The organism is Planktophila turicensis (SeqCode) (genome assembly GCF_965234405.1).
In the GTDB taxonomy this organism is placed as follows: domain Bacteria; phylum Actinomycetota; class Actinomycetes; order Nanopelagicales; family Nanopelagicaceae; genus Planktophila; species Planktophila turicensis.
The window spans coordinates 986,215-1,001,327 of record NZ_OZ248346.1; the positions used below are offsets into that span (position 1 = coordinate 986,215).

General features: G+C 47.5%; 15 protein-coding genes and 1 tRNA gene. 6 read left to right on the forward strand and 10 right to left on the reverse strand.

The window, feature by feature from the left end:
* Position 1 precedes the first annotated feature (1 nt).
* The gene (gene glyA, locus AC8GFK_RS05045) at positions 2–1,339 is read left to right on the forward strand and encodes a serine hydroxymethyltransferase (protein WP_506624906.1); all 1,338 of its coding nucleotides are present in this window, start codon (positions 2–4) and stop codon (positions 1,337–1,339) included.
* Here the strand turns inward: glyA and AC8GFK_RS05050 are convergent.
* Positions 1,332–2,000: an HNH endonuclease family protein gene (locus AC8GFK_RS05050; RefSeq protein WP_506624907.1), complete on the reverse strand. Its 669-nt coding sequence runs from the start codon at positions 1,998–2,000 to the stop codon at positions 1,332–1,334. The genes glyA and AC8GFK_RS05050 overlap by 8 nt on opposite strands.
* Positions 2,001–2,089: 89 nt before the next feature.
* Here AC8GFK_RS05050 and AC8GFK_RS05055 point away from each other — a divergent pair.
* Positions 2,090–2,162: transfer RNA gene (locus tag AC8GFK_RS05055), tRNA-Lys, on the forward strand.
* Position 2,163: 1 nt separating this feature from the next.
* On the opposite strand, the gene AC8GFK_RS05060 is transcribed toward AC8GFK_RS05055, so the two are convergent.
* Together AC8GFK_RS05060 and AC8GFK_RS05065 are read right to left on the reverse strand one after the other, a co-directional pair.
* A complete protein-coding gene (locus AC8GFK_RS05060) occupies positions 2,164–3,501 on the reverse strand; it encodes a hypothetical protein (protein ID WP_506624908.1) in 1,338 nt (445 codons plus the stop codon).
* A 23-nt stretch (positions 3,502–3,524) separates the two neighbouring features.
* A complete protein-coding gene (locus AC8GFK_RS05065) occupies positions 3,525–4,247 on the reverse strand; it encodes a hypothetical protein (RefSeq protein WP_506624909.1) in 723 nt (240 codons plus the stop codon).
* 166 nt (positions 4,248–4,413) lie between these two features.
* Between AC8GFK_RS05065 and AC8GFK_RS05070 the strand changes: the two genes are divergently transcribed.
* A complete protein-coding gene (locus tag AC8GFK_RS05070; RefSeq protein WP_506624910.1) occupies positions 4,414–5,052 on the forward strand; it encodes a response regulator in 639 nt (212 codons plus the stop codon).
* Between the two features lie 7 nt (positions 5,053–5,059).
* Complete coding sequence (locus AC8GFK_RS05075; RefSeq protein ID WP_506624911.1) at positions 5,060–6,745, forward strand: sensor histidine kinase; 1,686 nt, start codon at positions 5,060–5,062, stop codon at positions 6,743–6,745.
* 119 nt (positions 6,746–6,864) lie between these two features.
* Here AC8GFK_RS05075 and AC8GFK_RS05080 read toward each other — a convergent pair whose 3' ends face one another.
* Positions 6,865–7,470 (reverse strand): trimeric intracellular cation channel family protein, encoded by a 606-nt coding sequence (locus AC8GFK_RS05080; protein WP_506624912.1) that lies wholly within the window; start codon positions 7,468–7,470, stop codon positions 6,865–6,867.
* A 121-nt stretch (positions 7,471–7,591) separates the two neighbouring features.
* Here AC8GFK_RS05080 and AC8GFK_RS05085 point away from each other — a divergent pair, with 121 nt between their 5' ends.
* Positions 7,592–9,247, forward strand: coding sequence for a glycoside hydrolase family 13 protein (locus AC8GFK_RS05085; RefSeq protein ID WP_506624913.1), 1,656 nt, complete (start codon positions 7,592–7,594; stop codon positions 9,245–9,247).
* 4 nt (positions 9,248–9,251) lie between these two features.
* Here the strand turns inward: AC8GFK_RS05085 and AC8GFK_RS05090 are convergent, their stop codons facing one another.
* The 5 genes from AC8GFK_RS05090 to AC8GFK_RS05110 all read right to left on the reverse strand — a co-directional run bounded on the left by AC8GFK_RS05090 (position 9,252) and on the right by AC8GFK_RS05110 (position 14,173).
* Positions 9,252–9,656, reverse strand: a complete 405-nt coding sequence (locus tag AC8GFK_RS05090; RefSeq protein WP_095674190.1) for an FKBP-type peptidyl-prolyl cis-trans isomerase — start codon at positions 9,654–9,656, stop codon at positions 9,252–9,254.
* A 76-nt stretch (positions 9,657–9,732) separates the two neighbouring features.
* Positions 9,733–11,061, reverse strand: a complete 1,329-nt coding sequence (argG, locus tag AC8GFK_RS05095) for an argininosuccinate synthase (RefSeq protein WP_506624914.1) — start codon at positions 11,059–11,061, stop codon at positions 9,733–9,735.
* A gap of 4 nt (positions 11,062–11,065) precedes the next feature.
* Positions 11,066–12,256 carry a class I SAM-dependent methyltransferase gene (locus AC8GFK_RS05100; RefSeq protein WP_506624915.1) on the reverse strand — a complete coding sequence of 397 codons (1,191 nt, stop codon included), beginning with the start codon at positions 12,254–12,256 and terminating at the stop codon, positions 11,066–11,068.
* A 10-nt stretch (positions 12,257–12,266) separates the two neighbouring features.
* Positions 12,267–13,490, reverse strand: a complete 1,224-nt coding sequence (locus AC8GFK_RS05105; RefSeq protein WP_506624916.1) for a sensor histidine kinase — start codon at positions 13,488–13,490, stop codon at positions 12,267–12,269.
* Complete coding sequence (locus AC8GFK_RS05110; protein ID WP_095673809.1) at positions 13,487–14,173, reverse strand: response regulator transcription factor; 687 nt, start codon at positions 14,171–14,173, stop codon at positions 13,487–13,489. The genes AC8GFK_RS05105 and AC8GFK_RS05110 overlap by 4 nt, the downstream gene beginning before the upstream one ends.
* Positions 14,174–14,285: 112 nt before the next feature.
* Between AC8GFK_RS05110 and AC8GFK_RS05115 the strand changes: the two genes are divergently transcribed.
* On the forward strand, positions 14,286–14,744 hold the full coding sequence (locus AC8GFK_RS05115; protein WP_506624917.1) for a hypothetical protein: 459 nt from the start codon (positions 14,286–14,288) through the stop codon (positions 14,742–14,744).
* Here the strand turns inward: AC8GFK_RS05115 and hpf are convergent, their stop codons facing one another.
* Positions 14,745–15,092: a ribosome hibernation-promoting factor, HPF/YfiA family gene (hpf, locus tag AC8GFK_RS05120; RefSeq protein WP_506624918.1), complete on the reverse strand. Its 348-nt coding sequence runs from the start codon at positions 15,090–15,092 to the stop codon at positions 14,745–14,747.
* Between the last annotated feature and the right edge of the window lie 21 nt (positions 15,093–15,113).

The window sequence follows — 15,113 nt, forward strand, 5'->3', positions numbered from 1 at the left end:
CATGACACAGTCTCTTAAGACCCAATCTTGGGCAACACCTGCTTCACAAGAAATCATCACTCGTATCGCTTCTCAAGTCGATATCAAGTCAGGTGCTGATGTTCAGAACTGGATCGAAGAGCTAGCGCAAGAGAATCATCGCCTTCACGATGTTGAAGGAATCAATCTCAATCCAGCAACAAATATTCTCAACCCTCGCGCCGAAAAACTACTTGCGTCAGGCATGGGTTCACGTGCATCGCTTGGCCATCCAGGAGATAAGTACGAAACAGGACTTGGCGCTATCGAGCAGATTGAAATCATTACTCAGGAACTTGCCTGCGAAGTATTTGGATCAACGTACGCAGAATTCCGCGTTCCATCAGGTGCTATCGCAAACCTGTATGCATTCATGGCAACAACCGAACCTGGCGATACCATCATCGCTCCCCCAGCCACAATCGGTGGCCACGTCACTCACCACAAGGGTGGATCAGCTGGTCTCTATCGCCTCAACACAATCTCTGCACCCGTCGATGAAACCGGATACACAATCGATATTGATGCGTTAAGAAAACTTGCACATGAAGTTAAGCCGAAGCTGATCACCGTGGGTGGTTCTCTCAATCTCTTCCACCACCCCATCGCAAAGGTTCGCGAGATTGCTGATGAAGTCGGCGCAAAGGTTTTATTCGATGCCGCGCACCTATGCGGAATGATCGCTGGAAAAGTTTGGCCACAGCCACTCGTTGAAGGCGCGCACTTGATGACTTTCTCTACTTATAAGTCTCTTGGTGGTCCTGCAGGTGGGCTCATCGTTACCAACGATGATGCAATTGCACAGAAGCTTGATGCCATCGCATACCCAGGACTTACAGCGAACTTCGATGCAGCTAAGACAGCAGCTCTTGGCGTCACTCTTCAGGATTGGAAAGCAGTCGGTTCTGATTACGCGCAGATGATGGTGAAGACCTCACAAGCCCTCGCACAAAACTTGCAAAACCGCGGCGTCAATATTTATGCAGCCGATAGAGGTTTCACGACTTCACATCAATTCGCAATCCTTGCCGCGCCTTACGGCGGCGGACAGACTGCAGCAAAGCGAATGGGAGAAGCTGGTTTACTCGCATGCGGAATTGGTTTACCAATTGCACCCGTTGAAGGTGATCTCAACGGACTTCGTATCGGAACACCTGAAATTGTGCGCCTTGGCATGAAGATCGAGCACATGGAGCAACTGGGTGACTTCATTGCGCGTTCACTTGAATCATCAGCTGATTCGAAATCTATTCAGCGCGAAGTCACTGAATGGCGTAAGCAATTTAGCGGTGTGCATTACACCGTAGATCTTCCTAACTGACAGGAACTTTCTGCGTTGGACACTTTGCCAAGATTGCAGACATCGCCGCTTTCTCGGGAGCCACAACCCACAACGAGTACTTTGCCTTCACTGCAATTTGTTGGGCAACATAAGTACATCTAAAACTCTTTAACGGTGGCAGCCATGTTGCAGCATCGCCATCGCCTTTCTGCGAATTCAATCTTCCCTTAACGGCAAATAAATTCATCGGGTCGTTGGCGAGCGCCTTGCGCTGATCAGCAGATAACTTGAATGCCCCGGTCTGCCAGGCATTCGATAGAGCAACCACATGGTCGATTTGAACTTCCATGCTTGTTACATTTCCGCGAACAAAGTTGATGGTCTCCCCCGAGTATCGATCAACTAAAGTTCCTGAAGCCACAACGCAATTTCGAGTACCTGCCTTGTAGGTAACCGCAGTGAGATCTCGCTTCAACATATCGTTGCGGGTATCGCATCCATTGCGGTCTACATCGGCCCAGGCCTGTCCGAATTGGGCTCGCGTGTAACCGGTCTTTGGTGCGCGACCCTTCACTGCAAGAGTCTCAAGTACGGCTGTAGCCAGCCCTGGTTGCTGCTCTGCCGCGGTAGAAGCCGACGGGGTAAACCCGACAACTAGTGCGCCAATAAGTGTGGCTATCCGTATTTCCCAGCGAGACATCTCACTATCTTCGCGCCAGATAGGTGGTTAGACAAGGGTCGCCGCGCTGGTAAGGTCTGCTCTGCATTTAAGCGTTCCCGCGTTTAAATGGGTTGTTAGCTCAGTTGGTAGAGCAGGTGACTCTTAATCACCGGGTCGGGGGTTCGAGTCCCTCACAACCCACTTACTTACTCTTTAGCGCCGCCTTTTTGGTGGCTTTTTTCTTTGGGGTGACTTTCCTGGTTACAGCTTTCTTTGTAGCCGCAGATTTTGAAGTAACACTCTTTACGGGTTTCTTAATCACTTGCTTCTTGGGCCTCGGCTTTGTTGTCTTCTTTGCGACCTTGGCCTTTGCTGTTCGCCTATTTAACGAATCTAACCATTCAATAAAGTCAGGATCTTCCAAAGCTGAAACGGGCTTCGGTGCAGTCTTCTTGCGACGGAGCATACTCAGTCTTTGTAGCGTTAAAACTTTGGGCCTTGGTTCTGAATCCACAGATTCAGGTCTTGCCTTCAACTTGCGTTGGAGTAGAAGCAGCGCAACTAAAGCCAACAAGGAACCTAGAAAGAGTATAAGTCTTGGCAGCTGTGATGTTCGCTTATAGTCAAAGGATAAATCCTTGGTAATAACTACTGCTTCCCCATAGCTCCCGACATATGCCTGAACAAATATCTTCCACTTTCCAGCAACCATCTGCTCCGGCAGACGAAGAACACCAAATCCAGTCTTTCCAGGCTGCAACGGCGGCAAGGTGAATAACAACGGGCCGACATTTGTCGTCTGAAAATCTAGGTTAGTAAATTGAATGTCACCGTTTATCTCCACCGGTCCAACGCCATCGTTCAAGATCTCTACTTCAGCATACTTTCCGTTTTCATCAATATAGGAATCAACATCCTTGATCTGAATACTCATTAAATTCTCGATGTTGCCAACTCCGTAAAAAACGGGGGTTGCGTACTGGAACTGGGATGATAGGACCGCGGTAGTTCTACTCTTATCTATTTTTGGGCCAGAGGTGGCGCCAGATTTAACAATCAGGAAGGCATCCTGCGAGTAATCCTTTAGATCTTTAGGTGGATCTATCGTGATTTGGATTTCTGTCTGCCCAAAAGCGGGAAGGACAAATGAACTCTTTGAAAACTTAGTCCACGGAGCAATTTGAGAAACTCTGTCCATATCAAGCTCAGTAGATTCACCTACACGTCGTGCGGAAGCCATCTGGAGACTTATCAATTGGGAGTTTTTTACAGAGCTAGTAATTCGTATAGTTCTAGTTGTTGGCTTGGCTTCCGATGTGACAAGCCATAGCCTGCGATTCTGGGAATAAGGCTCAGACTTACTTGCAGTGCCATTTGGAAGAACATCAATTCGCAGTCCCAGGGAATCTGCCCCACTTGCAACATAGAGGCTGATTGTCATCATCGCCAAGATCAAAAAAAGAATGAATGATGATTTCAGACTGGAATGGCGAAGAACCGACTGATGAAAACTCATCAGTCGGTTCTTCGCTTGAATCATAACCAACTCATAAACTCCTTAGATCAGGAAGTTGTGAGCGTGTGAACCAAAGTCGGCCCTGTGAATGTGTAGGTGGAATCACCATATGTCGGCAACTTTCCGCCAGGAACAGTTGCAGTGTAGGCAACTGAATAACTGCAGAAGTCATTGGTAGAAACAGCCCCTGAGAGGATGCTCCAAGCCGTACTTGTTCCTGAAGCAGCCATTGATGCTCCAGCATTTGGGGTGAAGCCAGCAGCTTCACAACCAGCAGCGAAGGTATTAGCTATTCCTAGTGGTTTAGTCGATAGAGACCAATCCATTGCAGTATCTCGCCCTGCGGTCGACGTCGCGGTGAAGGAGTCATCTCCAGATGCAATCGTTACTGCAAAAGTAGCCGCTTGAGGGGTCTTACCGAACCAAGAGCAGTTTTCTTCACCTAAAGCTTCAGTTGCACCCGTTGTCGCGCCAACGTAGGCATTTACCGAGCTGGTTGAACCGGTGAGCGCAAGATCTGCGCCAAGATACTTCGCACCGTCACTAGGTGCGAGAGTAATAGCAGAGAGGACTGGATTGATGTTCCATCCACACCAAGGTGGTACTACAACCGATGCAGAAGTGGTGGCAGAACCAGCTGTACTGGAACCATTTGTAGGAGTATTACTCCCAGCTGCGAAGCCTGAAGTAACGCCAGAAAGCGCTACAACCATGCCCAACATTGATGCAGCGATACCAATTTTGGTCGCTGTTATCTTCGAATTTATCATTTCAATCCCTTTCTAGGATTTAGTCACAGAAAACGCCATTACGTATGTGGCGCTTGATCTGATTGGGTAAAGAATCGGTCACTCTGTGTTTCTCATGCATAAGCGCGTAGGGTCACCCCTAACACACATTAGGGATACCCCTAATTTTGGAGAATGATTCGGGGTTATGAGGGCCGTAAAGCTAGGAAGTATTCTCGTTGTCGATGACGACAAGTTCATCCGCACGGCCTTAGATAGCGCATTAAGCAATTCAGGTTTCGACATTGCTGGCTCGGTTTCTACAGCCAAAGAAGCACTTCTAATTAATAATGCAATCCCCGCTGATGTTGCACTTCTTGACTTGGATTTAGGAATTGGGCCAACAGGCTTTGACTTAGCGCATGCGCTGAGAAAGTCTTCGCCGCAGATTGGAATTGTTTTTCTCACCTCTTACCAAGATCCAAGATTTGCATCGATTAGCGGAATTAGCGCTCCTAAAGGATCTAGATACCTGGTGAAGTCCGAGATTGATAATGTGGCTCAGATTATCTCGACGATTCTCCAGACTAAACACCGACCATTTAATGAGAACGTCAATCACATTAACAAATTTGAGAAGCTCACCGATCTTCAGATAGAGGTGTGGCGAGAAGTTTCTGAAGGGCTCTCTTCCTCTGAGATAGCTGCGCGACGAAACATTAGCGAAAAAGCTGTAGAGGCAATTTTGGCGAGAATCTACACCTTCCTTGAAATCAAGCGAGAGAAGTCAATCAATCCGCGAATTCTCTTGGCAAACTCCTTTAAGAAGTTCTCTGGAAAGATCTAAGGCCCACATGTTCAAGTTTGGACTTCAAAACCTTAAGTTTAGAAAGATTTCTTTCTTCTACTACGGCTTGGTCTCAATATTCTCTGTTCCTTCTCGTCTTATCCAAGATGACTCATCTTTTGCATTCCTTCTTCTCTGTCTTTCTATAGGTCTTCTCATCACTGTGATAACTCTTCCCATGCTGTGGCTAGTCTGCTTCTTCACTGAGAAATTTGGCTTAGGAAGGCGAAGCATCTTCTATCCATTAGGACTTATTGCGCTTGTGGGGGCCGTAAGAGGCAAAATTTTGTATCAGTTGATTAGCGCTTTTGGCTTTATTGACAATTTGGGACCTCTCTTTTCGATCCTTTCTTCAGTGATTTTCACAGGTATCTACTTCATAACAATTTCTTCATTCATGGAGATGGTCTTACACAGGCGAGACAAATTCCATCAGGTATTCGCTGAAGCATCGCTGTTGCTTGCAAATCCCCGCTCTGTTATCAACGACAAAATGGATCCACGTCGTCTGTATTTGGAAACACTTGATGGCATAAAGAACAGCGTGGGCGCTGTCGGGGTCGGAAAAGAGAGAGTTGAGCCAGGGGTATTGCTAGAAGCTTCAAAGGCGATCCAGTCACAGATAAATGAAGTTCTAAGGCCGCTGAGCCACCGTTTATGGGTGAACGCACTGGGCCAGGTTAAACACCGCCACATGCTTGGAATTTTGAAAGATGCGATTGAGCATTTAGATTTCAGCGTCAAGTACATTTTGGCTTACCAGTTCTTTGTCGGTGGATACGGAATTGCTCTTGTTCTTGGATTCAAATCATCTCTTTATGTGACAACGATTGGTGCAGTTACATCGCTGCTTCTGATTCAGAGTTACTTCTTCTTGCAAAGTAGAGTGGGAAATAGACTTTTTCCTCTCGGTATCACTTTCTTAGCCCTCGTTGGATTACTGCCTGTCTTTGTCCCCATTGCTATTCGTAACCCACTCAATGAAACAGCCAGTGCTGTTGCTGGATTACTCATCTCCCCAACTATTCCTGGACTGATCTTGTTGGTTTCAGCTTATCGTTTGGTGATTCGAGATCGAGATTTTGCAATCGGGGCTGCTGCCTCCGTTGGATTTAGAGTCGCCTCTCTATCCGTGGAAGATCAGACCTCTAAGAGTGGGGTTGAGCTTGCTGAGTATCTCCATAACTCCTTGCAATCAGAGTTATTTGGTATTTCCAAACGTCTAGAGGCCGCCTCTCGAGATTCGTCAGGTGCAGGTACTGCAGAGGCATTGCAATCTCTTGAATCTGCTCTCAGTCGTGACTATCAAGATATTTCAACTAGTGAGTTGGGTGGAGTTATGCGTATTCAAAAATTGATTGCCTCTTGGCAAGGAATTGCGGATATTGAAGTAGTAGGGCTCAATTACCTCGAAGAGGGTTCAAGCCTCGCGCAGCGAACTTCACAAGTCTTGGAAGAGATGATTACAAATACAATTCGCTACGGCATGGCAAATAGCATTCAGGTCGAGCTTGCAAAAGGCTTAACTCATCTACAGATTGAACTTACACATAATGGTAAAGGTGAGATCTCAAAGAAGTCGGGGCTTGGCTCTCTGCTTTTGGCCCAACATTCTGCTGATGGTATAGATATCAGCTCTGAGTCAGGAAAGACTTACTTGCGAATCAGCCTGCCTCTCGCCTCAACTGTTTAAGGTCGATTGCAATCTCTGTTCCAGGGCGGTATATGCTGCATCAAACTCAGGGCTTGATATTTCCATCTTCCAACGTGCGCTGGTCGCGTTCTCGGGGGTTCGAGTCCCTCACAACCCACTTAGGAAGTCTTGCTGAATTTTGGCAAGTGCAGGTCGAATTGGATTGAAATCACGCGAGTAAGAATTACAACCACTCCTCCAACAATTGCGCAGATATTGTCTCCGAAGCTGAATTGGTGAAGTGCCACAAAAGTAATTGAACCCATCAAGGCTGACGTTCCAATTGTCTCGCGGTGAAGCAAGACGGGCTCTAACTGGCATAGAACATCTCGCAAGAGCCCCCCAGTCACCGCCGTAATTACCCCCAAAAGAATTGCAGCAAACCAGGTGACATCCATTTCAAAGGCCAACTGGGTTCCAGACATGGTTGCAACCGCTAATCCAAAAGTATCCATAATCAGCAAGGTCTTACCGATATGGGTCACGCGCCTGAAGACAAGAGTGATCACAACAGCTGCAATAACGCTTGCAACAATCCATGGATCAATAATCCAGATAGGTCGCATTCCTAGGAATACGTTACGAAGTGTTCCTCCAGATACAGATGCGATACCGGCGATGAAGGCGATGCCACCGTAATCAAGACCCTTATCTGCAGCAACGCGTGCCCCAACGAGTGCGAAGACGAAAGTAGAAAGTAGATCAAGGACGTGGAGCAAAGTCATGGGTACAGGGTACGGATGTCTGACCGCTTGAGCCTGCACAAAACTGCAAAATAGTTTCATTTCCGTCACATTTTGCGTGTTTGGCTACCGGTATGACGGTGGCTTCCGTAGAGTTCCGCGCATGTCGAAAACAACAGGACTCTCAACAGATAAGAATTGGTGGCGCCAAGCTGCCATCTACCAGATCTACCCACGCAGCTTCGCTGATTCAAATGGCGACGGCATCGGTGATATCAAGGGAATCACTTCACGCATTCCTTACTTGAAGTCACTTTCGATTGATGCAGTGTGGTTGAGTCCTTTCTATCCATCAGCTTTGGCTGATGGTGGTTATGACGTTGATGATTATCGCGATGTGGATCCAAAGCTAGGAACGCTCGCTGACTTTGATGAAATGCTTGCAGGGCTTCATAAAGAAGGAATCCGCGTATTCGTAGATATCGTGCCAAACCATTCATCAAACTTGCACGAATGGTTTAAGGAAGCACTCGCTGCCGAGAAGGGTTCGGCTGCACGTAACCGATACATCTTCCGTGATGGCAAGGGCGCTAATGGCGAACTTCCACCTTCAGATTGGGTTTCGCACTTCGCTCCATCATCGTGGACACACGAATCAACATTCGGCGGAAAGAACAACCAGTGGTTCCTCCACTGGTTCGCTCCAGAACAACCAGATTTCAACTGGGAGAACCCAGAAGTACATGAAGATTTCCTCAAGACGCTCAAGTTCTGGTCTGATCGTGGCGTAGATGGATTCCGCATCGACGTTGCACATGGATTGGCCAAAGATTTAACTGAACCTTTCCGCAGCATGCCTGTTCACGAAGGTCTTGTTGAGCGCGGCAATAAGGGAAATGGTATTTGGGGCGATCGCAATGAAGTCTTTGCGATTTACAAAGAATGGCGCAAACTCTTCAATCAGTACGACCCACCACGCGTGGCAGTAGCAGAAGCATTCGTTCACCCAGAGCGTCTCCCACTCTATGCAAGCACAAAGACTTTGGGTCAGTGCTTTGACTTCCGATTTATTGAAACTCCATTCGAGGCAAATGCCTACAAGATTGCGACTCAAGAAGCGATTGAGTTGGCAGCGAAGAATAAATCTTCATGCACATGGACACTTTCAAACCACGACCAGATTCGCCACGCGACAAAGATGGGCCTAAACCCAGCTGTTAATCGTCGTAGTTGGATGCTTTCAAATGGAACATCGCATCCACTTGATGCTGATTCAGGTACAAAGAACGCGTTGGCAGCAACTGTCTATATCTTGGGTCTTCCAGGCTCTACTTACATGTACCAAGGTGAAGAACTCGGCCTGCACGAAGTAACGGATATTCCTGAAAGCGAAATCCAGGATCCTCAGTACCTTCGTAACCTCAAGGTTGATAAGGGTCGCGATGGTTGTCGCGTCCCATTGCCTTGGACTGCATCAGGCTCATCATTTGGTTTCGGTTCTGGTGGAGCACACTTGCCACAGCCAAAGTGGTTTGCTGATTACGCTGTTGAGGTAGAAGAGAAGCAGGAAGATTCAGCGCTCTCTATCTATCGCAAGGCGCTAGCTCTTCGTAAGGAGTTGGTAACTGACGAAAAGATCAAGTGGCATAACACGACAGATATTTCTGTTCTCCACTACTCACGTCCGAATGGCTGGAATGTGATTATCAACTTCCGTGCAGAAAATTACCAAATGCCAAAGGGCGAGCTATTGCTTTCAACTCGCCCCGTGGTTAATGGAAAGATTCCTGCTGGTACAACCGTTTGGTTTAAAGCTTAAATAATTAAGCAACACCAATAATGTCGACTGAAAAGATCAAGGTCTCATTCGGCCCGATTGGTCCTGAACCAGATGCGCCGTAACCCATTGATGGAGGCAAGATAAGTAGGCGTCGCCCGCCTGCCTTTGCTCCTGGCAAACCTTTCTGCCATCCCTCAACAACTTGTGCCAATGGGAAAGTTGCAGGCTGTCCGCTCCATGAAGATTCGATGATCTGTCCTGTTGACCATGCCATAAGTGTGTAATGAACTGTCAGCGTTGAAGTAGGAAGAACTTCTGCACCAGTTCCGACGATGACATCTGAGAATGTGAGCTCTGCTGGAGGAGTTCCTTCAGGCTTTGAAATTGTCGGTGCCTGGCCTGCAACTGCTGAAACTACTGGAAGCACTGTTGAATCTGATCCTGACATTTGTATTCCTCCGAGAATTGTTACTGCGACGAGAGTGATAGCAAAGATTGCGGCAAGAATTTTGCGGGTCATGTTATTAATTTTCTAGCTCCTTGATCAGGTTGAAGTCTCCGCCACCTAGCTGGCCTTGTTCGCGGTACATCTCGAGCTTGGCGCGAGTATCTGCGATATCAAGGTTGCGCATAGTCAGCTGTCCGATGCGATCTGTTGGGCCAAATGCAGCGTCTTCTGTGCGCTCCATCGACAATTTATCTGGGTGATAGCTCAGCGCTGGTCCAGTTGTATTGATGATTGAGAAATCATCTCCACGACGTAGGCGAATCGTGACTTCGCCAGTAATTGCAGATGCAACCCAGCGAGTCAATGATTCGCGAAGCATGAGGCTCTGTGGATCTAACCAGCGACCTTCGTAGAGCAAGCGACCAAGGCGACGACCTTCAGCGTGATAATTCGCGATGGTGTCTTCGTTATGAATTGCAGAAACTAAACGCTCGTAAGCAATAAAGAGAAGCGCCATTCCTGGAGCTTCATAAATTCCGCGAGACTTTGCTTCGATGATGCGGTTCTCGATCTGATCGGCCATTCCGAGTCCATGGCGGCCACCAATCTTGTTTGCTTCATCCATGAGCGCCACAACATCGGTGAAATCTTTACCGTTAATTGCAACAGGGCGACCCTGAACAAATTGAATCTTTACATCTTCTGATGGGATCGAAACGCTTGGATCCCAGAACTTGACGCCCATGATTGGTGTAACAATTTCGATCGAAGCGTCGAGGTTTTCTAGATCCTTGGCTTCGTGTGTAGCGCCCAAGATGTTGGCATCTGTTGAGTATGCCTTCTCGGTGCTGTCGCGATAAGGAAGCTTGTTAGCGACCAACCACTCGGACATCTCTTTACGTCCACCTAATTCGCGAACGAAATCAGCATCTAGCCATGGCTTGTAAATACGAAGATTTGGGTTGGCAAGAAGTCCGTAGCGATAGAAACGCTCGATGTCATTGCCCTTGTATGTGGAACCGTCGCCCCAGATTTCAACTTTGTCATGCAACATCGCGCGAACAAGAAGAGTTCCGGTGACTGCGCGGCCAAGAGGTGTTGTATTGAAGTACTGCTTACCGCCTGAACGGATATGGAAAGCTCCGCATGCAATTGCTGCGAGGCCTTCTTCAACAAGTGGCGTCTTGCAATCTACAAGTCGAGAAATTTCTGCGCCATATTCTTTTGCGCGGCCTGGAACTGAATCGATATCTGGCTCGTCGTATTGGCCTAGGTCTGCGGTATAGGTGCAAGGAACGGCGCCCTTTGAGCGCATCCAAGCGACTGCAACAGATGTATCGAGACCACCAGAAAAGGCGATACCGACCTTTTCGCCAACAGGAAGGGAAGCTAGAACCTTAGACATGACCTCAGTCTAACGGCTTCAGAAGTGAGGCGAGAACAGGTTTTACTTTCCAGAGACCAATCAACTCTTCGTACTTACGAGTTTCAGCCTGATCGGCGATAGCCCCTGTCTTCACCGCTCGAATCATGAGATTTCGCGGCGTATGTTCTCCCCCAATAAATTCAATTGCTTCAACGCGATATCCGCGTAACTTCATTATCTGCATACGAAGAGCATCTGTGAGCAGATCACCCAGACGTTCTTTCATAATTCCATTACGCGTGATGAGCGACCAGGGTTCAGGAATCTCATTCATCTGGGCCTGAATATCGTGATGACAGCATGGAGCAATCAGCGCAAGCTTTGCATCGGAGTTAATGGTCCATGCGATTGCATCATCCGTTGCTGTGTCACAAGCATGCAGGGCGATAGAAATGTCAGCGTTCTTAATAGTTGTATCGGCGATCTCTTCTGCTCGGAATTCAATTGTCTTATTAATATCTAGTTGACGAGCAATCTCATTATTTCGATCGCGAGCAGCCGTACGGACATCAATCCCGATTACATTGACCGCCATGCCCTGCGAGCGTAGATACTGGTGAGCAGCGAAAGTCAGATAAGCATGTCCGCAACCAAGGTCCACTATTGTGAGCGGATCGTTTTCAGAAGGCTGGTGAATCTGTCCTGCTGAAATTGCGGCAGTCAAGGTAGGCATCAACAGACGAAGAAACTCTTCCACCTGCTTGTACTTATCCATCTTGCTGGGCTTTACATGGCCCTTGGCATCTGAAATTCCAATGGCAACCAAATATGGATCGGATGCATCAAGTAAGCGAGATTTACTTCGATCGTGCGAAAGATCTTGCTCGCGCTTTGCGCTTTCGCGATGAACGAGTGGCTCGCCCTTCTTAGTAATTCGCAAAGCTAGCGAACCTTCGGTGTGCTCAAGCAATATGTTGGCAAAACCAGCGCGAATTAGTTGAGCAAATGGAGCATCGGCGGGCGCATAATTCTTTGATGTCATTTGTCTGCCATCGCTATGGCTAATTTGAATGGCGACTCCGTCTTTGAGTGCAACTGGCCTGATATCAATGCGTTCGTTCGGGGTCTGCATGTTGCGACGACGACCGGAAAGGACAACGCGCACTAGTGAATCAGTATTGGAGAAGAGCGCCTCTAATTCAGAGAAAGTAGATTCTAGGTTCTGATCGCTCACATACGTGAGTTTAGTCTTTAACGACAGGTAATTCGACCACGATTGCAAGGCCACCTAAAGAACTCTTGCGAAGGGAGAATCTTCCGCCAAGCTTTTGTATGACTGCAGACATGATGCTCATTCCCAGCCCAGAGCCACCATTTTCACGCGAGCGAGATTTATCAAATCGATTGAGTGAGCGAATATCTTCACGGTAAGCGCTTGCAGGTAAGCCCTTACCAGCATCTTCGATTATCAGCTCTGCAGTTTTTCCATATGTTGTGAGTGAAATGTTTACAGCAACGTCGTTATCTGTATGGCGCACAATGTTTGTCAGAGCGTTCTGAATAAACCTCGCCATGTAATCACGTGACGCTTCGATGATGACACTTGAAGAAATCGCAAGCGTCACTTTTCGCTCAGGGTTTAAAGTGATGAAGTCAGTGCCATGCGAATTCAAGATTTCGCTGAGATCAATCTTTTCAATATCCCGAGCCCCGCTCTCCCCTAGTTCTGCAAGAAGGAGCAGATCTTGAACAAGAGTCTCCATACGTTGAATCTCATTGCCAACGCGATTAAATGCACGTTCTTTATCTGAATCTTCTTTCAGCTGATTCTTGCTCAGCATTTCGACATATCCCTTGATGACAGTTAGCGGGGTTCGCAGTTCGTGGGATGCATCTCCTAAGAACTCTTGCATGCGAGCAAGAGAGGCTGTCTCGTCGCGACGATTGATGCGCCTGAAATAGAAGAAAAGAAGTAGCGCGGCCAAGGTGTCGATGACAAAGGTAAAGACAGCAAGTGATTGAAGATTTGAACGGAAGTTAGAATCTAAATCATCAGTTGAGCGCGCAATGATGATGAAATCGCCACCTTCTACGAGAACAGATCGAAATCGATAGGGAGCACTTCCAGGAATTCGAACTGGCACCATCGATGCACGCTCTACAGTTGGAAAATCGGGAGCACCTAAGTAATTAAGAGATGACTCATTAATAAGCGTTTCATCGCCCTCGTGAGTTAAGAAGCTAAGGGTGATATCTAATCCTGATTGCTCAATAGCAAAGAGGGCAGCACCAACAGGTTGTGTGGGATTCTCGAATGCGGATTGAGCAACAAAATTAAGAGTGCGGTCGACTTTATCAATCTCGGCTCCTTGCGAATGCAGGACCGAGAAGCCTCCGACTCCGACAGTAATTAAAGTGAGGAGTAAAACGGTGACAATACTGATGCGCGAAGATGAGGAAAATTTCACTTCTTCTCCGCTTGAAGCTGAAAGCCAACTCCTCTGACAGTACGAATTCCTTCAAAGCCATCTCTATGCAACTTTTTGCGAAGGTAGGAAATATAGGTATCAACCACGGTACTCTCGGACTCGAAGGTAATTCCCCAGACTTCGTCTAGCAGGTAGGTCTTGCTCAATACGCGACCTTTACTTTCGAGAAGCACGTGAAGCAATCGAAATTCTGTAGGTGAAAGATCGACAACTTCATCATTGAAAGTGACCTGATGTGAATCGCTATCCAGAGATATTGGACCGCATGACAGACTTGCAGAAGTAGCAACCGTAAATTGCGAACGGCGCAGAATCGCTTTGATGCGTAGAACGAGCTCTTCAAGACCAAATGGTTTTGTCACGTAGTCATCGGCACCTAGCGTCAGCCCGCGAGTGATATCTGCACGATCGCCACGAGCGCTCAACATCAGCGCTGGGGTGTTATCGCCGTTGCTGCGGATTCGCTCAACAAATTCAAATCCATCCATCATCGGCATATTGATATCGACTATGAGCAAATCAGGCTTAGTTGTTCGCAGCAGGGTCTGCGCGACCATTGCATCAGGTGCGGTTACGGTCTCAAAACCAGCCAACTTGAGAGCATCACCCAATAAATCACGGACTCCTGCTTCATCATCGATCACCATAATTAATTGGCTCATGCCCCAACCTTGCCATGTACAACGCTCAATTGCCACCGTCATTCAACTTCGCACACGGAGCCACGAGGACTTTCACAGAATATTCACACGTCATAAGAATTACTATTGGCGCATGAGAAGAAACTACCGACAGGCAACTATTGCCCTTTCAGTCGCGCTCTTCTCTCTCGCTCTCACTCCATCACACGCAGATGTAACTCCTTCTCCGACTCCTTCTCCGACTGCAACTTCTTTCAAAGCACTTCAGGAGCAATACAAGAAGGATCGCGAAGCTTTTATTCAAGCAGTCAGAAACCGCGAACAACGCATTCGTGAAATTAACTCTGCATTTAAAGCTTCAGTAGATAAGGCAACGTACGAAGCAAAGACTTTGATGGCGACTGCAACGACTCCAGATCAGAAGAACGCTATCTCCGCACAACGTCGAAGCGCTGTTGCTGCAGCAATTGTTGCTCGTGAAAGTGCAGTCGCCGCTCTTGGTTCATTGCCAACGCCGCCTACCGAACCTGTTCGACCAACCAAGATGGCATCTCCGAGCATGAGCGATCAGAAGGCAAAGCCAAAGCGTTAACTATTCGCTTAAATCCACTTTCATAGTTCGCAGAGTCTGTCGATCATGACTCTTATCTTTCTCATGAATACGACGAATTTGAAGTTCAATACTCTTTATCGCATCATCGAATGCAGCAACATCATTGAAGCCCAATGACTCGGCTCGAAGCAAAGGCCCTGAACCATGCGATGTAATAACGACTTTGTGGGAATTCTTGCCTTGTCGAGGATTCGCCTCGTGGGTAACTTCTACTTCAATGCGATCAATTACGACGCTAAAGCGTTCCATTGAGTGAAGTTTCTCTTCTGCTATCTCTTTAAAGTCTGATGCGAGTTCTGCATGTCGAGTATGGATAATGATTTTCACATCTCCAACAATGTCACTCGG